This window comes from Pseudomonas sp. AP42 (assembly GCF_001728935.1).
Classification (GTDB): domain Bacteria; phylum Pseudomonadota; class Gammaproteobacteria; order Pseudomonadales; family Pseudomonadaceae; genus Aquipseudomonas; species Aquipseudomonas lactis.
The window spans coordinates 76,784-95,962 of the sequence record NZ_LYSO01000001.1; the positions used below are offsets into that span (position 1 = coordinate 76,784).

The 19,179-nt window shown below is 60.6% G+C and carries 17 protein-coding genes and 1 tRNA gene; 10 read left to right on the plus strand and 8 right to left on the minus strand.

Annotated features, from left to right (window positions below):
• The first annotated feature begins 36 nt into the window (after positions 1-36).
• From A7K61_RS00360 to A7K61_RS00370, 3 genes are read left to right on the plus strand one after another with little or no spacing between them, the layout of a single operon-like run.
• The gene (locus A7K61_RS00360; protein ID WP_032894038.1) at positions 37-420 is read left to right on the plus strand and encodes a cupin domain-containing protein; all 384 of its coding nucleotides are present in this window, start codon (positions 37-39) and stop codon (positions 418-420) included.
• Complete coding sequence (locus A7K61_RS00365) at positions 417-2,075, plus strand: acyl CoA:acetate/3-ketoacid CoA transferase (RefSeq protein WP_080751188.1); 1,659 nt, start codon at positions 417-419, stop codon at positions 2,073-2,075. The genes A7K61_RS00360 and A7K61_RS00365 overlap by 4 nt, the downstream gene beginning before the upstream one ends.
• Before the next feature lie 56 nt (positions 2,076-2,131).
• The gene (locus A7K61_RS00370) at positions 2,132-3,859 is read left to right on the plus strand and encodes an FAD/NAD(P)-binding protein (RefSeq protein ID WP_069556692.1); all 1,728 of its coding nucleotides are present in this window, start codon (positions 2,132-2,134) and stop codon (positions 3,857-3,859) included.
• A gap of 129 nt (positions 3,860-3,988) precedes the next feature.
• Here A7K61_RS00370 and A7K61_RS00375 read toward each other — a convergent pair.
• The 4 genes from A7K61_RS00375 to A7K61_RS00390 all read right to left on the minus strand — a co-directional run bounded on the left by A7K61_RS00375 (position 3,989) and on the right by A7K61_RS00390 (position 7,717).
• Positions 3,989-4,064 (minus strand) — tRNA-Phe (locus A7K61_RS00375).
• Positions 4,065-4,167: 103 nt separating this feature from the next.
• Positions 4,168-4,440, minus strand: coding sequence for an oxidative damage protection protein (locus A7K61_RS00380; protein ID WP_017529562.1), 273 nt, complete (start codon positions 4,438-4,440; stop codon positions 4,168-4,170).
• A complete protein-coding gene (mutY, locus tag A7K61_RS00385; RefSeq protein ID WP_069556693.1) occupies positions 4,437-5,504 on the minus strand; it encodes an A/G-specific adenine glycosylase in 1,068 nt (355 codons plus the stop codon). Before mutY ends, A7K61_RS00380 begins: the two co-directional genes overlap by 4 nt.
• The gene (locus A7K61_RS00390) at positions 5,501-7,717 is read right to left on the minus strand and encodes an AsmA family protein (RefSeq protein WP_069556694.1); all 2,217 of its coding nucleotides are present in this window, start codon (positions 7,715-7,717) and stop codon (positions 5,501-5,503) included. Before A7K61_RS00390 ends, mutY begins: the two co-directional genes overlap by 4 nt.
• A 326-nt stretch (positions 7,718-8,043) precedes the next feature.
• On the opposite strand from A7K61_RS00390, the gene A7K61_RS00395 reads away from it, so the two are divergent.
• The 7 genes from A7K61_RS00395 (at position 8,044) to A7K61_RS00425 (ending at position 13,870) form a co-directional block, all read left to right on the plus strand.
• Positions 8,044-9,705 (plus strand): OFA family MFS transporter, encoded by a 1,662-nt coding sequence (locus A7K61_RS00395; protein ID WP_047712368.1) that lies wholly within the window; start codon positions 8,044-8,046, stop codon positions 9,703-9,705.
• Between the two features lie 293 nt (positions 9,706-9,998).
• Positions 9,999-10,595: an imidazoleglycerol-phosphate dehydratase HisB gene (gene hisB, locus A7K61_RS00400; RefSeq protein WP_003187781.1), complete on the plus strand. Its 597-nt coding sequence runs from the start codon at positions 9,999-10,001 to the stop codon at positions 10,593-10,595.
• Positions 10,595-11,233, plus strand: a complete 639-nt coding sequence (hisH, locus tag A7K61_RS00405) for an imidazole glycerol phosphate synthase subunit HisH (RefSeq protein WP_003187782.1) — start codon at positions 10,595-10,597, stop codon at positions 11,231-11,233. The genes hisB and hisH overlap by 1 nt, the downstream gene beginning before the upstream one ends.
• On the plus strand, positions 11,234-11,491 hold the full coding sequence (locus A7K61_RS00410; protein ID WP_044270642.1) for a DUF2164 domain-containing protein: 258 nt from the start codon (positions 11,234-11,236) through the stop codon (positions 11,489-11,491).
• A 39-nt stretch (positions 11,492-11,530) separates the two neighbouring features.
• Entirely contained in the window at positions 11,531-12,268 is a 738-nt protein-coding gene (gene hisA, locus A7K61_RS00415) for a 1-(5-phosphoribosyl)-5-[(5-phosphoribosylamino)methylideneamino]imidazole-4-carboxamide isomerase (protein WP_003187784.1), read from the plus strand.
• Between the two features lie 9 nt (positions 12,269-12,277).
• Positions 12,278-13,048 (plus strand): imidazole glycerol phosphate synthase subunit HisF, encoded by a 771-nt coding sequence (gene hisF / locus A7K61_RS00420; protein ID WP_003187786.1) that lies wholly within the window; start codon positions 12,278-12,280, stop codon positions 13,046-13,048.
• Positions 13,049-13,114: 66 nt separating this feature from the next.
• A complete protein-coding gene (locus A7K61_RS00425; RefSeq protein WP_069556695.1) occupies positions 13,115-13,870 on the plus strand; it encodes an ABC transporter substrate-binding protein in 756 nt (251 codons plus the stop codon).
• 105 nt (positions 13,871-13,975) lie between these two features.
• Here A7K61_RS00425 and A7K61_RS00430 read toward each other — a convergent pair whose 3' ends face one another.
• The 4 genes from A7K61_RS00430 to gpmI form a co-directional block, all read right to left on the minus strand.
• Positions 13,976-14,749, minus strand: a complete 774-nt coding sequence (locus A7K61_RS00430) for a divergent polysaccharide deacetylase family protein (protein WP_069556696.1) — start codon at positions 14,747-14,749, stop codon at positions 13,976-13,978.
• A 2-nt stretch (positions 14,750-14,751) separates the two neighbouring features.
• Positions 14,752-16,065, minus strand: coding sequence for a S41 family peptidase (locus A7K61_RS00435; protein WP_044270648.1), 1,314 nt, complete (start codon positions 16,063-16,065; stop codon positions 14,752-14,754).
• Positions 16,066-16,095: 30 nt separating this feature from the next.
• Complete coding sequence (locus A7K61_RS00440; RefSeq protein ID WP_069556697.1) at positions 16,096-17,391, minus strand: murein hydrolase activator EnvC; 1,296 nt, start codon at positions 17,389-17,391, stop codon at positions 16,096-16,098.
• Between the two features lie 259 nt (positions 17,392-17,650).
• Positions 17,651-19,177 carry a 2,3-bisphosphoglycerate-independent phosphoglycerate mutase gene (gpmI, locus tag A7K61_RS00445; protein ID WP_069556698.1) on the minus strand — a complete coding sequence of 509 codons (1,527 nt, stop codon included), beginning with the start codon at positions 19,175-19,177 and terminating at the stop codon, positions 17,651-17,653.
• Between the last annotated feature and the right edge of the window lie 2 nt (positions 19,178-19,179).

Here is a 19,179-nt window from a genome sequence, read left to right on the forward strand (position 1 = left end):
TCTAACGCCTCTTTATCCAGCGAACAAGGAAGTATCATGCATACCGGACAAATCCTTAAAGATGTACTCAACGCAGTACGCAGCAAAGAAGCCTTGCCGTGGGTGCCCTATACCGCCAATGGCCGAACCAAGACCGATATCGTGCATTTGTACCAAGGCCCGGAAGTGGATGGGCCATCAGCGGCCCTGGTACGTTATCAGCCGGGTGCCCGTACCCAGCGCCACCTTCATCCTGGCTACGAACTGATTTTCGTGCTCGATGGCGTGCTGCATAACGATGCCGGTGCACACCCAGCAGGCACGCTTGAAGTCTGCCCGCCTGACAGTGAGCATGCGCTGTGGAGCGATGAAGGCTGCACCTTCCTGGTAGTGTGGGAAAAGCCCGTGCAGACCGTTTCCCTGGCGCAGGCGCAGGCATGATGGGCGCCCTCAATAGCGGCTTCAACGTCCAGGCTCCCCCGGCGACGCTCGCAGCGGCCTCGTTCGGCAGTGATTATGTGATGGAGCCTAAGCGCGTCATTACCGCCAGCCAGGCGGCGGCCCTGGTACCCGATAATTGCACGATCACCACTGGGGGGTTCGGCAGTTGCGGGCACCCAGACTTGCTCACCGAAGCACTGGCGGCGCGTTTTGCCGCTACCGCACAGCCATCGGACCTGACCCTGGTTTTTGCGGCCGGCCAGGGTGACAAGGCCAGCCGTGGGCTTAATCAACTGGCTGTCAAAGGCCTGCTGAAAAAGGTGATCGGAGGCTACTGGGCGCTTGCACCGTCGATAGGCCAGATGGCACTGCGTGGTGAAATCCAAGCGCACAACTGGCCTCAGGGCGTGATAAGCCACCTGTTCCGCTCAATCGCCGGGGGCAAAAGTGGGGTGCTCTCAGGGATTGGCTTGCACACCTTTATCGACCCCAGGCAGGAGGGGGGCAAAGTCGGCCCGGCTACGACTGAAGAGCTGATCTCAGTGGTAAACGTTGGGGGGCGTGAAGAACTTTTCTATCCGTCGATGCCCATCAATGTCGCCTTTTTGCGCGGAAGCCGAGCAGATGTCGACGGCAATATCAGTATGGAGGACGAAGCCAACTTTCAGGACAGCCTCGCCCAGGCGCAGGCCGTTCACAATTGCGGCGGTATCGTCATCGTGCAAGTGATGGAATTGGTCGACCGTAACTCGCTCGATCCTCAGGCGATCCGTATTCCGGGGATCTTTGTTGATTATCTGGTTTTATCCACACCAGACACACATTGGCAAACCTACGGTGAGGTCAGAAACAACACCTATACCGGGCGGTCGCGCTCCGATACCGCAGTCACGCCGTTACCCCTGTGCGCCAAAAAAATCGTCGCGCGCCGAGCCTTGTATGAAATAGCCCGGTACAACGCGCCGATCGTTAACCTGGGTATTGGCACCCCAGAGTTCATTGCAAGGGTGGCGAGCGAGGAGCGCTGCTCCGCCCATGTGCTTACTGTCGAGTCAGGGGTTATCGGTGGGACGCCTGCGCGCGGGCTGTCATTCGGCGCTTCGAGCAACCCTCAAGCGATCCTTGATCAAGCCAGCCAGTTCGACTTCTATGACGGTGGCGGAATCGATCTGGCCTTCCTCGGGTTTGGTCAGGCCGACAGCCGTGGCAATGTCAACATCAGTCGATTCGGCGGGCGGCTCAACGGTGTCGGTGGTTTTATCAACATTTCGCAAAGCGCCAAGCGCGTGGTGTTTTGTGGAACCTTCACGGCCGGTGGTCTGGAGCTGGGGTTTGAATCCGGGCAGTTAAGCATTGAGCGTGAAGGGGGTATCACCAAGTTTATCCAGGCCGTTGAGCACATGAGCTTCAATGCCGCCCATGCGCAATCACGCAACTGCCCGATTCTGTTCATCACTGAACGGGCTGTGCTCGTATTGAAGGACGGCCGCTTGATACTCAAGGAAGTTGCGCCGGGTATCGACATCGAGCGCGATATTCTCGCTCGCAGTACGGCCGATATCATCGTGGCTGACCACGTGGAGTTGATGCCTGCGTCGATTTTTCTCCATCAGCCGCTCTCTGTCACAGACAAGTACTGGCGTTCGCGTGACTAACTCATCATTTCATTGATGGCTCTTCATTCTTCGCACTACGCGTTTTGGAAAACACCATGAAAAAAATAACAATTGCCATAGTGGGCGGTGGTTCTGTCGGCGTCGCATATTTTACGCAACTCATTGATGAAGCTGTTCGTCAGGGGCTGAGTCATCATTTGGATGTGCTGATCTTTGAGTCACAGAAAACACCTGGGCCGGGTTATGCGTACCAGGCCGACTTCGAGTGCAACTTGCTCAACACGCGAGCCGACGCCATGTCTGCGGTGGCAGGCGACAAGCGGCATTTTATTCGCTGGCTGGAACAGCATGGCGCAGATCAGGCGGTCGATTTTCCACAAACAGTCATCGACGATCACGCCTTCCTGCCGCGCAGCCTGTTCGGCAGATACCTGGCACATCAGTATGAGCAGACGATGGCCGTGGCCCGCGCCCATGGCATTAAGGTCACCGCAGTGACCTCAACCGTCACAGACTTGATCTCACTGTCTGACCAGCGCCCTTGCATTGATACCGAGAGCGGCGTGGCCTACGTGGCGGATCGGGTTGTCCTCAGCATGGGAAACCTGCCATCCACGCGGTTTACTCAGCTCAATGACGTGGCTGGCTTCGTGCGCACCCCATACCCAACCCGGGACATGGTGCGCAACATACCGGCCAACGCGTCGGTGTGTGTGCTAGGGACCGGACTGTCGGCCATTGACACTGTGCTCTCACTGACAGAAGCCGGGCACCAGGGAAAAATTGTCATGGCATCGCGCACCGGCCGTCTGCCCAGCGTGCGCGGTACCTTTAATCGGCCTCATACATTGACTCATCTGACCCGGGCCCACATCGATAACTTCTGTGATGCAAATGGTGGTCAGCTCAAGCTGCATGACGTCTTTACGATGTTGCTGCGTGAGATCGAGGAGGTTACCGGTGACGCCTTGGACTTGACGCGCATCTTGAATTCGGGCGCCGGTGTGTTGGACTACATAACGTCCGAAATCATCCAGGCAGACAATGCCGAGCGTCTGTGGCAGTCGGTCATTTACTCGACCAACTCCATTATCGATTATGTCTGGCATCGCCTGTCTCGCGACGACAAGCAGGTATTCCAGACGACATTCGGCAGTCTCTGGTCTTCTTACCGAGTCTCGGTGCCGGTCAAAAATGCCCATAAGTTGCAGGCGTTGCTGAAGGCTGATCGCCTACTGGTACTCGGCGGCGTCAGCCAGGTCACTTACAACCAGGCTTCAAAGGTCTTTGAGACGCGCATTGACGACCGTCGCAGCGCATTCCGTACCGTCATCGAAAGTGAATATGTCATTAACGCCACCGGGTACTCCGTTCAGGTGGAGCAGTCTGACGTGCCGCTCGTGGTGAATTTGCTCCGTCGCAAGTTGGCCAAGCCCAATGAGTTCGGCGGCTTTGAGTTGGACTTCGAGACAGGAAGGTTGGTGGGTGCAGCCGGTGAGGCCTGGCCGCATGTCTCGGTGCTTGGCAGCCTGGCCGCTGGCACGTATTTCTGGACGAATGCGATGGACGTCAATGTCAGGTTGGCCCGGCGTCAGGTTGAAGATGCGCTCAGCGTATTGTCAGGCAGCATTTCTCACGCGGCGTTGCCTTCGGCGCGAGCGCCTCGTCGTCGCTCTGTCACTCGAAGAGGTCGTACGGCCTCCGCTTCGGCGAGCACCAGGCAGAGTAGACGCTACGGCCTGAAGGCTGCTCAGGGGAACGCAAGCGTGCTTGGGTCACCCGTGCGAGGGGAACTGGCGTCGCCGACGACTCAGCTGGTCTGAGGGCGCTTTGAGCCTGGCCATTTAAATCAAGCCCGCGCAGATCGTTTCGGCTCCGGGACCTGAAGCCGGTTGAATCGCAAGCAATAAAAAACCCCAAGGAACATTGTTCCTTGGGGTTTTTCGGTATTTTGGTGCCCAGAGACGGAATCGAACCGCCGACACGGGGATTTTCAATCCCCTGCTCTACCGACTGAGCTATCTGGGCAACGGGGCGCATTAAACGGGTTTTTCAGGGGGTCGTCAAGCAAGTTTTCAAAAAATATTTAATTATTACCGTCGCTTACGTGCAGACCCCGGTTTTTGATCAATTATTGAGCAGGTGGGACGTAGCCTTCGGCCTGGGCGTATTCCTCGCCGGAAAAGAACTTGTCCATTTCGCCGGCCAGGTATTTGCGGTCTTCGGCGTTCATCATGTTCAGGCGTTTTTCGTTGATCAGCAGAGTCTGGTGTTTCAACCAGTCGCCCCAGGCTTTGGCCGAGACGTGGTCGTAAATGTCCTGGCCCTTGGCACCTGGGTAAGGAGGGCGTTCCAGGGCTGGCAGTTCTTCTTTGTACTTGCGGCACATAACGGTGCGGGTCATGACGAAACTCCTGCGTTCAATACGTCGGCCGCGCGCTTCAGCAGTTTTTTCACCGGGGCGGCAAGGCCCAGGCGCGGCGGGGTGGCGAGGTTATACCAGAGCCAGTCGGCCTCGGCCACGTGATGGGCGTTTTCCTCGACCTGGACCAGCCAGGGTTCGATGGCCAGCTGGAAGTGGCTGAAGGTGTGGATCAGCCCCGGCAGTTCCTGATGCTTGCCCAGCGCCAGCGCGTGCTGGTTGGCGAGGTGATCCAGGTCTTGCAGGTCGTCCAGCTCCGGCAAGCTCCACAAACCGCCCCACAAGCCCGTGGACGGGCGACGGTAAAGCAGAATCGCGCCCTCGGCGTTGGCCAGCATGGGCATCAGCGTGCGCTTTTGCGGGATGGTCTTGCGCGGCTTGGGGATCGGGTAGCGCGTCTCCAGGCCGAGCATGTGGGCTTCGCAGCCTTTTTCCAGCGGGCACAGCAAGCAACTGGGTTTGCTGCGGGTGCACAGGGTGGCGCCCATGTCCATCATGGCCTGGGTGTAGGCGTTGACGCGGGCATGGGGTGTAAAGCGCTCTGCGGTGGCCCACAGCTGCTTGGCCACCTTGGGCTCGCCAGGGTAACCCTCTTGCGCGGTAAAGCGCGCCAGCACGCGTTTGACGTTGCCGTCGAGGATCGGCGCGCGCAGGCCCATGCTCAGACTGGCTATCGCACCAGCGGTGGACAGGCCGATGCCCGGCAGCTCGGTGAGCTTTTCGACGTCGCGGGGGAATTCGCCGCCGTATTCGGCCACCACGATCTTCGCGGTCTTTTGCAGGTTGCGTGCCCGGGTGTAGTAGCCAAGGCCCGTCCACAGGTGCAGCACTTCATCTTCCGGCGCAGCGGCCAGGGCTTCGACGGTTGGCAGGGAGGCCATGAAGCGATCGAAGTAGTTGAGCACGGTGCTGACCTGGGTCTGTTGCAGCATGATCTCAGACACCCACACCCGATACGGCGTGATGCCCTGTTGCCAGGGCAGGTCGTGGCGGCCGTGGCGGTCGTACCAGTCCAGCACCGCCTGTGAAAACTGCTCGTTTTTCATCGGTTGAACAGGCCTTTCAATGCGTCTTTGAGCTTGGGATTAACCTTGTCGAGCTTCTCTTCCAGCTTCTCGTTCAGGCGATTGCCGGCCGCCTTGAGGGCGACCTGGCCCAGGCCGTCCTTGTCCAGGCGGCAGGCCTTGGCGCCCAACTCCAGCGGGCCACGGCAACGCAGCGGCACTTCAATGCCCTGGAAATTGGCGCCGACCTGGCAGGCCGGGTCCGGCACCTCGCGCTTGTCGCCTTCGACGATAATGCCGACGCGGTAGTCCATGCCCAGCACGCGCAAATCCACATCACCGTTGCCGTTGAGCGTCAGGCCGGGGATACGCACTTTCAGGTCGGGGTTGCTGGCCACGCCGTTACGGAACGTGAGGTTGCCGCGCAGCTCCTGGAAGGGCGTGTCCTTGCCGCCTGGCGTGGTGCTCAGGGTCTTGCGGTTGAGCAGGGCGATGCCGGTACACAGTTGCTGCTCGATGTTGGCATTGAGCAACACGCCGTTGTTGATCACGAGGCTGGCGGTGCCGTTGAGGCTGTCGATCAGCGCTTTCTGGCTGTTGCCACGGCCGTTGAGGTTACTGTCGAGGGTGAGCTGGCCTTTGACCGGCGGTGTTTTCCCTTGGGCCTGCAGGATGCGTTCGACAGGCACCTGCTTGATGTGGCTTTGCAGGGCCAACACTGGCGTGTCCTGGCGCACGTCGAGTGTGCCGTTGGCCTGGAACGTGCCGTTGTAGAGACCGCCGCTAAGGGTGTCGAGATTGAGTTGCCCGTCAATGCCGGAGGCTTTGAGCACCGCGTTCTGAATGGGTAACTGGCTCAGGGTCAGCTCGCCAAAGGCCAGGTCTGCATTCACGTCCAGGCTGCGCAGGCGGGTCAGCGGCAGCAGTTTGTCATTGCTCCAGGCACCTTTGGTCGGCGCCTCCGGCAATGGCGTGTTGCCGCCTGCCGCCATGGCGCCAGCTTCGCTGCTTTGCACTTCGGCCTGGCGTGCGGCGGTTGCACCTTTGGCGGCTTCGGATTTGGCCGGCAGGTAATTGTCGGCATTGAAAGTATCGCCCTTGAGCTGCACACGCAGGGACTGCTTGGCGAAATCATCCACGGCGACGCGGCCGGTGAAGGTGCTGCCATCGAGCTTCAGGTTCAGGTCTTCCAGGGCGACGCTGGTGGGCGTGCCCTTGAGGCGGCTCACCAGCTCGACCTTGCTCAGGCTACCGGGGGCCATGGCAGGCAACGGATGACCGACGCTTTCAAGAAACTTGGCCAGGTCAAACTGGGCGACCGACAGGGCGCCGCTGATCTGCGGGGTCTTGTCCAGGTCATTGGCCTTCAGTTCGCCCAAGGCGCGCAGTTGGTTGGCCGCCAGTTTCAGGTTGGTCCATTCGGCGACATTGGCCGCCAGGTCCACCAGCAATTGGCCTTGGGTGGAGAAGCTCACCGTTTTGCCCTGCAACGGCTCACCAGTGGCCTCGCCACTCAAGCGCATGTCTTCGAACTGATAACGCTTGAGCGCACGCTGGATGCGCAGGTTGCCGTTCAGCTCAGTCTTGACCCGCATCAGCGGCTGGTTGCTGCCCAGGAAGGCCGTGAGTTTCAGCGGGATGCTGGCGCCTTCGTGGATGGCACCGGCACTCAGCTGGATGCTTTCGGCACTCAGGTGCTTGCCGGTCTGTTCATCGGTGTATTCGACGCGGGCGTTGTTGATGGTCAGGCTGTCGATGTCCAGGCGGATCGGCTGCGGTGGCTTTTCCGGCTTGGTTTCAGCCACGGGTTCGACCGGCGCGGGAGCGGGGGTGCCTGTGTTTTCGTCGGGCAGGTTCTTGCCGATGTCTTCCCAGTTGCCGTGGCCTTGCTTGTCGCGGTTCAGGCGCAGGTTCAGGCCCTCGACACGCACATCGCTCATCTGCACTTCGCGGCGCAGCAGCGGCAGTACGCGTACCGACAGGCCGAGCATCTGCAAGTCGGCAAAGGGTTGAGTGGGCGCGGTCAGGGTCGCGACGCTGGCTTCGTGAAGCTCCAGGCCCAGCCAGGGGAACAGGCTCCAGCCGATATCGCCATTGAGCGTCAGCTCGATGTGGGCCTTGTCGCGGGCTATCTGGCGAATTTCTTCTTTGTAGTCGTTGGGATCGAAAAGGTGGGTCAGGGCAAAGCCGAGCGCCACAATGATCAGCAACAGCCCGAGAAGTACCAGACCCAGGATTTTGCCGAACGCTTTCATGGGCGAGTCCTTGTATGTCGATTTCAAAATTTAGCCGCAGAGTATAACGCCCGACGGCCCGCGTCAGTTCACGGATCGTTACATTGTATCCATGGGCGCGGAAATAGGATTTTGACGTCAGAAAAGTACAGATAATCCAAAAAAGGTAGTGGCAGTTTGATTTTTCTGTCATCCACTGGTGCTAATCTCTGCACGTTCGTCCGCCTTCTGCGACTTAACGTCGCGCCTAAAAGGGAGCTTCACTCAACGAAACGGCCACGCTTTGCGTGCAAGGCCGAGGGAGAGAGCGCCTGACGGACGCATACCAATAACTGGGGGAAACACCAATGAGCACTAGCACTGTGGCCGGCACTGCCGCCGCACAGCCTGCGTTCCTGTCCAAGGAGCGCATCATCGCCAAGCCGGGCTTCAACCGCTGGCTGGTTCCACCGGCCGCCCTGGCCATCCACCTGTGCATCGGCATGGCCTACGGCTTCTCGGTGTTCTGGCTGCCGTTGTCCAAGGCGCTGGGTATCACCGCGCCGGTGGCTTGCGCGCCGGACATGGGCTTTATCGCTCAAGTCTTCTCGTCTCAATGCGACTGGCCCATTTCCATGCTGGGCTGGATCTACACCCTGTTCTTCATCTTCCTGGGCTGCTCCGCAGCGATCTGGGGCGGCTGGCTGGAACACGCCGGGCCGCGCAAGGCCGGGGTTGTCTCGGCGCTGTGCTGGTGTGGTGGCCTGCTGATCTCGGCCCTGGGTATCTATACCCACCAGATCTGGCTGATGTGGATCGGCTCCGGGGTCATTGGCGGTATTGGCCTGGGCCTGGGCTATATCTCGCCCGTTTCGACCTTGATCAAGTGGTTCCCGGACAAGCGCGGCATGGCGACCGGCATGGCGATCATGGGCTTTGGCGGCGGCGCGATGGTGGGTGCACCTTTGGCCGCGGCGCTGATGGGCCATTTCTCTTCGCCGACCAGCGTCGGTGTATGGCAGAGTTTCGTGGTCATGGCGGCGATCTACTTCGTGTTCATGATCGGTGGCGCCCTGCTGTATCGCGTACCCCCGACCGGCTGGAAGCCTGAGGGCTGGACCGCGCCAGCGAAGAAAGCCAGCAATGCGATGATCACTCACCGCCATGTGCATGTGAATGTTGCGTGGAAAACCCCGCAGTTCCGCCTGGTCTGGCTGGTGCTGTGCCTGAACGTGTCGGCCGGTATCGGCATCCTGGGCATGGCTTCGCCGCTGCTGCAGGAAGTGTTTGGCGGCAAACTCCTGGGTGTCGATGTGCCATTTGGTCAATTGGATGCGGGCCAGTTGGCCTCCATTGCAGCCATTGCCGCTGGTTTTACCGGCCTGTTGAGCCTGTTCAACATCGGTGGCCGGTTCTTCTGGGCCTCGTTCTCTGACTACCTGGGGCGTAAAAACACCTACTTCGTGTTCTTCGCCCTGGGCTTTGCCCTGTATGCGCTGATCCCGAACCTGGGGCACCTGGGTAATGTGGCGCTGTTCGTGGCCGCGTTCTGCATCATCCTGTCGATGTACGGCGGTGGTTTTGCCACGGTCCCGGCCTACCTGGCCGACCTGTTCGGCACCCAGATGGTTGGCGCGATCCACGGTCGCCTGTTGACCGCCTGGGCCGCTGCGGGCGTGTTGGGCCCGGTGCTGGTGAACTACCTGCGTGAATACCAGTTGAGCATCGGCGTTGAACGGGCCGCGGCCTACGACATCACCTTGTACATCCTCGCCGGACTGTTGGTGCTGGGCTTCATCTGCAACCTGCTGGTGCGCCCGGTGGCCGATAAGTACTTCATGACTGATGCCGAACTGGCAGCCGAACAGGCGCTGGGCCATGACAAAGGTGCCGATGCCAGCACCGTGCTGGAGTGGAAAGCCTCCGCCGCCAGCAAGCCGCTGGCGATTGCCGCGTGGCTGGTGGTAGGTATTCCGTTGGCGTGGGGTGTGTGGGTGACCCTGCAGAAGACCGCAGTACTGTTCCACTGATACCGCAATAAGGGTGGGCCCGGCTCCTGTGGGGGCCGGGCTTGTGTGGGAGCTGGCTTGCCTGCGATAGCATCACTGCGGTGTAACTGATACACCGAGGTGTCTGCATCGCAGGCAAGCCAGCTCCCACACAAGCCAGCTCCCACATAAACCCATGCTCACATGTATGCACATGTCTATCCCCGACATTCCTCGCTCCAACTCGTCAGTCTTATCCCCTTCGTTGTTTCTGTTTAGCGCCCGCGCCCCTATAATGGCTGCCTTTTTCGCCCAATGATTTTGCGGAGCTGGTGATGGCCGAACGTAAGGCATCTGTCGAGCGCGACACTCTGGAAACCCAGATCAAAGCCTCGATCAACCTGGATGGCACCGGAAAGGCCCGATTTGATATCGGTGTCCCTTTTCTTGAGCACATGCTGGACCAGATCGCCCGTCACGGGCTGATCGACCTGGATATCGTCGGCAAAGGCGACCTGCACATCGACGACCACCACATGGTGGAAGACGTGGGTATCACCCTCGGCCAGGCGTTTGCCAAGGCCATCGGCGACAAAAAAGGCATCCGTCGCTACGGCCATGCCTATGTCCCGCTGGATGAAGCGCTGTCCCGTGTGGTCATCGACTTCTCCGGTCGCCCGGGTTTGCAGATGCACGTGCCTTACACCCGCGCGAACGTGGGCCGTGGCTTTGACGTCGACCTGTTCCAGGAATTCTTCCAGGGTTTCGTTAACCACGCACTGGTCAGCCTGCACATCGACAACCTGCGCGGCACCAACACTCACCACCAGATCGAAACCGTGTTCAAGGCTTTCGGCCGCGCGTTGCGCATGGCTGTGGAAGTCGATGAGCGCATGGGCGGGCAAATGCCGTCGACCAAGGGCGTCCTGTAATGCAGACGGTCGCGGTTATCGACTACGGCATGGGTAACCTGCACTCGGTGGCCAAGGCCCTTGAGCACGTAGGCGCTGGCAAGGTGCTGATCACCAGCGATGCCAACGTGATTCGCGAAGCCGACCGCGTGGTGTTCCCCGGTGTAGGCGCGATTCGCGATTGCATGGCCGAAATCCGCCGCCTGGGCTTTGACAGCCTGGTGCGCGAGGTCAGCCAGGACCGCCCCTTCCTCGGTATTTGCGTGGGCATGCAAGCCTTGCTCGACAGCAGTGAAGAGAACGGTGGTGTCGACTGCATCGGCCTGTTTCCGGGCCAGGTGAAGTTCTTCGGCAAAGACCTGCATGAAGAGGGCGAGCACCTCAAAGTCCCGCACATGGGCTGGAACGAAGTGCGCCGCACCGTCGACCACCCGCTGTGGCACGACATCCCGGACATGGCGCGTTTCTACTTCGTGCACAGCTACTACATCGCCGCCGGTAACCCGCGCCAGGTGGTGGGTGGCGGGCATTACGGCGTCGACTTCGCCGCCGCGCTGGCCGATGGTTCGCGTTTTGCCGTGCAGTTCCACCCGGAGAAGAGCCATACCCATGGCCTGCAATTGCTGCAGAACTTCGCCGCGTGGGATGGTCGCTGGTAAATGGCCAGGAAACCGAAGCAGCCGATCTTGAACCTCACGCCCGAGCAGGAGCGTGCGGCCACCGACAAGATCAAACGTTTCATGGAGGACCGCTTCGAGCTCAAGTTGGGCTCGTTCGAGGTCGCCGAGATTCTTGAGCTGTTCACCACCGAAGTGGCGCCGCATTATTACAACAGGGCGGTTTTCGACACGCAGACGCTCCTTAAGGAAAGGTTCGAAAGCATCGAAAGCGACTTGTGGTCGCTTGAGAAACCCTGATTTCCCAAGCATTGCTGAATATCGAATAAGGTTTGCCAGATGCTGATTATCCCCGCTATCGATCTCAAGGACGGCGCTTGTGTACGCCTGCGCCAAGGCCGCATGGAAGATTCCACCGTGTTCTCCGATGACCCGGTGAGCATGGCTGCCAAATGGGTAGAAGGGGGCTGCCGTCGTCTGCATCTGGTGGACCTGAACGGCGCCTTCGAAGGCCAGCCGGTCAACGGCGAGGTGGTTACTGCCATCGCCAAGCGCTACCCGAACCTGCCGATCCAGATCGGCGGCGGTATCCGTTCCCTGGAAACCATCGAGCACTACGTCAAAGCGGGCGTGAGCTACGTGATCATCGGCACCAAGGCCGTGAAAGACCCAGCCTTCGTCGCCGAAGCCTGCCGCGCTTTCCCGGGCAAAGTGATCGTAGGCCTGGATGCCAAAGATGGCTTCGTCGCTACCGACGGCTGGGCTGAAATCAGCACCGTGCAGGTGATCGACCTGGCCAAGCAGTTCGAAGCCGACGGCGTGTCTGCCATCGTTTATACCGACATCGCCAAAGACGGCATGATGCAGGGCTGCAACGTACCCTTCACCGCAGCCCTGGCAGCGGCCACCAAGATTCCGGTGATCGCTTCCGGCGGCATTCACAACCTGGGTGACATCAAGTCGCTGCTGGACGCCAAGGCTCCCGGCATTATCGGCGCCATCACCGGCCGTGCGATCTATGAAGGCACCCTGGACGTTGCCGAAGCTCAGGCTTACTGCGACGCCTACAACGGCTGAGGACTGACCATGGCGCTGGCCAAACGCATCATCCCTTGCCTGGACGTCGACAACGGTCGCGTGGTCAAGGGCGTCAAGTTCGAGAACATCCGTGATGCCGGCGACCCGGTGGAAATTGCCCGTCGCTACGATGAGCAAGGTGCCGACGAGATTACCTTTCTCGACATCACCGCCAGCGTCGATGGCCGCGACACCACGCTGCATACCGTCGAGCGCATGGCCAGCCAGGTGTTTATCCCGCTGACCGTGGGCGGTGGCGTGCGCACCGTGCAAGACATCCGCAACCTGCTCAATGCCGGTGCCGACAAGGTCTCGATCAACACCGCAGCGGTGTTCAACCCCGAGTTTGTCGGCGAAGCCGCGCAGCACTTCGGCTCGCAATGCATTGTGGTGGCTATCGACGCCAAGAAGGTGTCCGGCCCGGGCGAAACCCCACGCTGGGAGATCTTCACCCACGGCGGGCGCAAGCCTACCGGGCTGGACGCGGTGGAGTGGGCGATGAAGATGGAAGGCCTGGGCGCCGGTGAGATCCTGCTGACCAGCATGGACCAGGACGGCATGAAAAACGGCTTCGACCTGGGCGTCACCCGCGCCATCAGCGATGCCCTGGGCATTCCGGTGATCGCATCGGGTGGGGTGGGCAACCTGCAGCACTTGGCCGATGGCGTGCTTGAAGGCCACGCCAGCGCAGTGCTGGCGGCGAGTATTTTCCACTTTGGCGAATACACAGTACCCGAGGCCAAGGCCTACATGGCCGCACGCGGTATCGTCGTGCGCTAAACGCTGCTGGACACCATGGCAGGCTCGCGGCACTCTCTGCGCTTGCCATGGATTCCGGTAGCCTTCATGTTCAAACACCTGCTGCTCGCCCTCGCCAGTTCCTCCATGCTCATGGTGGCTACGGCACGCGCCGAACAACCGTCTGACGCCTCCCTGGTGTTGCTGACAGAAAATTTCCCGCCCTACAACATGGCGAAAAACGGCAAGAACTTCGCCAAGGACGAGAACATCGAAGGCATCGCCGTAGACATCATGCGCGAAACCTTCAAGCGCGCCGGCATTTCCTACAACCTGACCCTGCGTTTCCCTTGGGAGCGAATCTACAAGCTCGCCCTGGAAAAGCCCGGTTACGGTGTGTTTGTGATGGCGCGTCTGCCAGACCGTGAAGCCTTGTTCAAATGGGTCGGCCCCATCGGCCCGGACGATTGGGTGCTATTGGCCAAGGCCGACAGCAAGGTCCAGCTGGAAAACCTTGAGCAGGCGCGCCGCTACAAGATCGGCGCCTACAAAGGCGACGCCATTGCCGAAAGCCTGGACAAGCAGGGGCTCAAGCCGATTGTTGCCTTGCGTGACCAGGACAATGCGCAAAAGCTCATGGAGGGCCAGATCGATCTGTGGGCCACTGGCGATCCTGCTGGGCGCTACCTGGCGCGGCAGGTGGGGGTGAACGGGCTCAAGACGGTATTGCGCTTCAACAGTGCGCAGCTTTACCTGGCGTTGAACAAGGACGTGCCGGATGAGGTGGTGGCCAGGCTCCAGGCCGCGCTGGAGCAGTTGCGTGAAGAAGGCCGTATCGACCAGATCATGGCCAACTACTTGTAGGAGCGAGCTTGCTCGCGAAGGACGTCAACGATGACGCGGGTATCCAGGGGGTACGCGGCGGTCTCAAGTTTTTCGCGAGCGAGCTCGCTCCTACAGGGGGGGGCGTCAGCGATAGATGCCGTTCTTGCCATGCCCGGCCATCGCCCGGTTACTGCGCACGCTGATCATCAACTTGATATCGATCCACTCCACGCCCTGTGCCTTGAGCTTGGGCAATTCGCGTTCCAGCACCGCCAGCGTCTGTGGGTAAGGATGCCCGATCATCACCGCCGAGCCCTGCTTGTGCGCCAGCTTGATTGCGGTTTGCAGTTGCGTGGTAATCGCCGCTTCGGTGCGTTCGTCATCGAGAAAAACATCCCGCGACACATGGGCCAAACCGATCTTCTGCGCCTCGGCGGCGGCGACGGTTTGCGCGCTGGTGCGGCTGTCGACGAAGAACTTGTGGCGACGTTGCAACTCACCCATCAGCCAGGCCATCGCGGCCGGTTGTGCGGTCATGCGGCTGCCCATGTGGTTGTTAATGCCTGCGGTGTAGGGCACGGCATCGAACGCGGCGTCCAGGCGCTTGCCCAGTTCTTCGATGGGCAGCTCCGGGTGCCAGGCGAAGGGGCCGGTGGCCGGGTCCATGGGCATGTGCAGGATCACGATCTTGCCGGCCTTGTGGGCCTCACGGGCGAATTCGGCGGCGTGGGGCGTGTCCGGCATGATGGCGGCGGTCACCGGGCCGGGTAGCGCGAGCACACGACGATCCCGAGGCAGGTTTTGCCCCAGGTCGTCGATGATCAGTGTCAGGTAGGCTTTGTGCGGTTCGCTGGCAGGGGCCGCTTGAGCGACCCCTGCCAGGCTGCACAGCACAGCGATGATCAGGGCAAGACGCATGATCAACGGCTGCGGGTGATGCTCAAGCCCTTGAGCAGGCTGAGTGCCTGGGCCAGTTGGTAGTCATCGTCCTGCGGCATCGGCTTGGCCTTGGCGCGGCTGCCGGTTGGCTGGTCGGCACCGCCGTTGCCATTGCCCAAGTGACCTTGCAGGTCGGCCTCTTTGTAGTATTCGCTATCGATCTCGTTGGTGATCTTGGCGCGGCGTACTTCGATGTCCGGCACGATGCCCTGGGCCTGGATCGAGCGGCCGTTGGGCGTGTAATACAGAGCGGTGGTGATCTTCAGCGCACGCTCGTTGTTCAGCGGCAATACGGTCTGCACCGAGCCTTTGCCGAAGCTGGTGGTGCCCATCAGCACGCCGCGCTTGAGGTCTTGCAGGGCACCGGCGACGATTTCCGAGGCCGAGGCGCTGCCACCGTTGATCAAGACCGCCAGTGGCACGTTCTCGCTGAGGTCGTTACCGGTAGCCGAGAAGCGCAACTCGGAGTTGGCGATACGGCCCTTGGTGTAGACGATCAGGCCCTTGGTGACGAAGTGGTCGACCACCTCGACCGCCGACTGCAACACGCCGCCTGGGTTGTTGCGCAGGTCAAGCACGATGCCGTTGAGCTTCTTACCGTTGTCTTTGCGCAGCTTGGCCAGGGCCTTGGCCACTTCGTCGCCGGTCTTGACCTGGAACTGGGTGATACGGATATAACCGTAGCCCGACTCCAGCAGCTGGCTTTTCACGCTCTTGACCGTGATGGTCGCACGGGCCAGGGTCACGTCAAACGGGTTGCCGCCGTCGCGCACCAGGGTCAGGGTGATTTTCTGGCCGAGCTTGCCGCGCATCTTGTCGACGGCTTCGGTCATGGTCTGGCCGCGGGTCGGCTGGCCGTTGATCTTCACGATCAGGTCGCCGGCCTGGATACCGGCCTTGGACGCCGGGGTGTCGTCGATAGGCGAGACCACTTTGATCTGGCCGTCTTCGGAGCCCACTTCGATGCCCAGGCCGCCGAACTCACCGCTGGTGCTTTCCTGCAGCTCGGCGAAATCTTCCGGGCCCAGGTAGGCGGAGTGCGGGTCGAGGTTGCTGAGCATGCCCTTGATGGCATTTTCCAGCAGGGCCTTGTCGTCTACGGGTTCGACATACGCTGCCTTGATCCGGTCCATGACCTCGGCAAAGGTGCGCAGCTCGTCCAGCGGCAATGGCGCCTTGGTCGTCGCAGCCGTGGCGGGTGCAGCCGGTGCGGCCTGGTCGGCAAAAGCCAGAGGCGCGCCGATCACCAGGGCGATCGTCAGGGCCAACGAAGTGAGGCGGGACAAATGCAGCATGTCGAACGAACTCCTAATGTAGATGCGACCCTATCCTTGGGACCGGCACCATTGTGCAGGGTCGCTCGGGCGGCCCTGCTGACGAATAGCGAAGTACAGCGCCGGGGTGTCCTGGCCACCACTGTTACCGACAGTGGAGATGGATTCACCGGCTTTTACAACATCACCTGCCGACTTGAGTAATGTCTGATTGTGGCCGTAAAGGCTCAAATAGCCATTACCGTGGTCAAGAATCACCAGCAAGCCGGCGCCCCGCAACCAATCGGCGAACACTACGCGCCCACCATGCACGGCGTGGACCTGGCTGCCGGCAGAGGCGCTGATCATCACGCCATCCCACTTGGCACGGGTGTCATCGCCACGGGTTTCCCCAAAGCGTGCCAGTAATCGACCATCAACCGGCCATGGAAGTTTGCCGCGCGCTGAAGCAAAAGGGCCGCCGAACGACTCGCCACTGCTGGAAACCAGCGGGCCAGGCGCTGCACGCGCCGGTTTGCGCGGGGCTGGAGCGTCGGTGGTGGCAGCCAGTTCGGCCTCACGCTGACGCTTTTTTTCGGCTTCCTGCTGGGCGATCAGCGCTTTTTGCCGCGCTTCTTCGGCCTCGCGTGCCTGGCGGGCCAGGGTTTCTTCAATGGTCTTGAGCACTTTGGCCAGGTCGGCCTGGTCTTGCTCGCGGGCCTGCAACTTGGCGTCGCGGGCTTTGACGTCGCTGTTGAGCTTGGCCAGGGCCTGTTGGCGTTCCTTGCGTACTTTATCGAGCTGGTCGCGCTGGATATCCAGGGCGGTTTTCTGGTCGAGCAGCTGTGATTGCTGGTCGGCGATTTCCTGTTCGACATTGGCCAATTGGCGCAGGGTTTCGTTAAACCCCTTCAATTGCGCCAGGCGGGCCTGGCTCAGGTAGTCGTAATAGGTGAGGGTGCGGGCGAATTTTTCCGGGTTCTGCTGGTTGAGCAGCAGCTTGAGGTACTCCTGGCGGCCGCTCTGGTACGCGGCACGGGCCTGGATCGCGATCAGGCGTTGCTGTTCAACGCGTGCGCTCTGGAGTTTTTTTTTCTCAGCGTCGAGTCGCTCCAGTTCCGACTCGCTCTTCTTTAGTTCTTTTTGCAGCTCCTGGACCTGCTTCTCCAGCTTGCCCATCTCGGTTTCCGTGCCGCGCAGGTCTTTCTGCACCCCGGATTTTTCTTCCTGGAGCTTGCCGAGCAGCTTTTTCAGCTCGGTAATGTCCTGACGCGTAGCGTCCAACTGTTGTTGGGTTTGTGCACGCTCATCGGCAAACGCCGGTTGGAGCAGGCAGACAAGAGCAAGGGTTATCAAGGCGCGAAGCATAGAGGCGGGCGACACCAGGGGAAAAGGACGGCCTAGTATGCCCGCCAAGCGCTGCAAAAAAAACGCCCAATTGGGGCTGGCGGTCAAGATAGGCGCCGAGTGGCGATGGTATGGCGAAAAGACATCTACCAAACACCACAAAACCAATGTGGGAGCGGGCTTGCTCGCGAATACGGTGTGTCAGTCGCAGAAGATATTGACTGAACTACCGCATTCGCGAACAAGCCCGCTCCCACAGGGTTTTGCAGTGATGCGGGGGTCAGACCAGGATCGAGGTGCCGGTCATCTCCTTCGGCTGTTCCAGCCCCATCAGTTTCAGCATGGTCGGCGCCACATCCGCCAGCACGCCACCTTCACGCACTTTCAGGTCACGTTTGCCGACATAGATGAACGGCACCGGCTCGGTGGTGTGCGCGGTGTGCGCCTGGCCGGTGGATTCGTCGGACATCTGCTCGCAGTTGCCGTGGTCGGCGGTGATCAGCGCTTCGCCGCCGACTTTATCCAGCGCGTCGACGATGCGGCCAACGCACAGGTCCAGGCATTCAACCGCCTTGACCGCCGCTTCCAGGTTGCCGCTGTGGCCAACCATGTCGCCGTTGGCGTAGTTGACCACGATTACGTCATAACGCTGGTTTTCAATGGCGTCGACGATCTTGTCGGTGACTTCCGGTGCGCTCATTTCCGGCTGCAGGTCGTAGGTCGCGACTTTTGGCGACGGGATCAGGATGCGCTCTTCGCCAGGGAACGGCTCTTCGCGGCCACCGGAGAAGAAGAACGTCACGTGGGCGTATTTCTCGGTCTCGGCGATGCGCAGCTGGGTCTTGCCGTTCTTGGCCAGGTAGTCGCCCAGCACGTTCTCCAGGCTGCCCGGGGCAAAAGCCGACGGGGCCGGGATGTTGGCGGCATATTGGGTGAGCATGACGAACTCGACCTTCGGCTGGCGCGCGCGTTCGAAGTCCTTGAAGCCTTCATCGACGAACACATGGCTCAGCTCACGGGCACGGTCGGCGCGGAAGTTCATGAACACCACGGCGTCGCCGTCTTCGACCTTCACCGGTTCGCCGATGGTGGTGGCCTTGACGAATTCATCGCTCTCGCCACGGGCATAGGCCGCTTCCAGGCCTTCCTGGGCGGTGGCCGCGTTGAATTCGGCCTGGCCGTCGACGATCAGGTTGTAGGCCTGGGAGACACGGTCCCAACGGTTGTCGCGGTCCATGGCGAAGTAGCGGCCCACCAGGCTGGCGATGCGGCCTTTGCCCAGGGCAGCGAAGGTGGTGTCCAGCAGTTCGATGGAGGATTGCGCGCTTTTGGGCGGCGTGTCGCGGCCGTCGAGGAAGGCGTGCAGGTAGATTTTGTCAGCGCCGCGCTTGAATGCCAGTTCAGCCATAGCGACCAGGTGATCCTGATGGCTGTGTACACCGCCGTCCGACAACAGGCCCATGAAGTGCACGGCCTTGCCGGCGGCAACGGCTTTATCGACCGCCGCGCAGATGGTCGGGTTCTCGAAGAACTCGCCATCGCGGATCGCTTTGGTGACACGGGTGAAGTCCTGGTACACCACTCGTCCGGCGCCGAGGTTCATGTGGCCGACTTCCGAGTTGCCCATCTGGCCGTCCGGCAGGCCCACGTCCATGCCGGAACCTGAGATCAAGCCGTTGGGAACGGTGGCGGTCAGACGGTCCAGTACCGGCTTGTTGGCCGAGTAAACGGCGTTGTCGTGGTGGCTTTCACTGTGTCCGAAGCCATCGAGAATTATCAGGACCAAAGGTTTAGGCGTGGTAGTCATAG

Excerpts from the sequence above, each read along its gene's own strand:
- A7K61_RS00430 (WP_069556696.1), bottom strand. The coding sequence starts at position 14,749 with ATGCGTCTTGCCCTGATCATCGCTGTGCTGTGCAGCCTGGCAGGGGTC.
- hisH (WP_003187782.1), top strand. The coding sequence starts at position 10,595 with ATGCAGACGGTCGCGGTTATCGACTACGGCATGGGTAACCTGCACTCG.
- A7K61_RS00435 (WP_044270648.1), bottom strand. The coding sequence starts at position 16,065 with ATGCTGCATTTGTCCCGCCTCACTTCGTTGGCCCTGACGATCGCCCTG.
- A7K61_RS00380 (WP_017529562.1), bottom strand. The coding sequence starts at position 4,440 with ATGACCCGCACCGTTATGTGCCGCAAGTACAAAGAAGAACTGCCAGCC.
- A7K61_RS00360 (WP_032894038.1), top strand. The coding sequence starts at position 37 with ATGCATACCGGACAAATCCTTAAAGATGTACTCAACGCAGTACGCAGC.
- hisA (WP_003187784.1), top strand. The coding sequence starts at position 11,531 with ATGCTGATTATCCCCGCTATCGATCTCAAGGACGGCGCTTGTGTACGC.
- A7K61_RS00390 (WP_069556694.1), bottom strand. The coding sequence starts at position 7,717 with ATGAAAGCGTTCGGCAAAATCCTGGGTCTGGTACTTCTCGGGCTGTTG.
- A7K61_RS00365 (WP_080751188.1), top strand. The coding sequence starts at position 417 with ATGATGGGCGCCCTCAATAGCGGCTTCAACGTCCAGGCTCCCCCGGCG.
- hisB (WP_003187781.1), top strand. The coding sequence starts at position 9,999 with ATGGCCGAACGTAAGGCATCTGTCGAGCGCGACACTCTGGAAACCCAG.
- A7K61_RS00370 (WP_069556692.1), top strand. The coding sequence starts at position 2,132 with ATGAAAAAAATAACAATTGCCATAGTGGGCGGTGGTTCTGTCGGCGTC.
- A7K61_RS00425 (WP_069556695.1), top strand. The coding sequence starts at position 13,115 with ATGTTCAAACACCTGCTGCTCGCCCTCGCCAGTTCCTCCATGCTCATG.
- gpmI (WP_069556698.1), bottom strand. The coding sequence starts at position 19,177 with ATGACTACCACGCCTAAACCTTTGGTCCTGATAATTCTCGATGGCTTC.
- hisF (WP_003187786.1), top strand. The coding sequence starts at position 12,278 with ATGGCGCTGGCCAAACGCATCATCCCTTGCCTGGACGTCGACAACGGT.
- A7K61_RS00410 (WP_044270642.1), top strand. The coding sequence starts at position 11,234 with ATGGCCAGGAAACCGAAGCAGCCGATCTTGAACCTCACGCCCGAGCAG.
- A7K61_RS00440 (WP_069556697.1), bottom strand. The coding sequence starts at position 17,391 with ATGCTTCGCGCCTTGATAACCCTTGCTCTTGTCTGCCTGCTCCAACCG.
- mutY (WP_069556693.1), bottom strand. The coding sequence starts at position 5,504 with ATGAAAAACGAGCAGTTTTCACAGGCGGTGCTGGACTGGTACGACCGC.
- A7K61_RS00395 (WP_047712368.1), top strand. The coding sequence starts at position 8,044 with ATGAGCACTAGCACTGTGGCCGGCACTGCCGCCGCACAGCCTGCGTTC.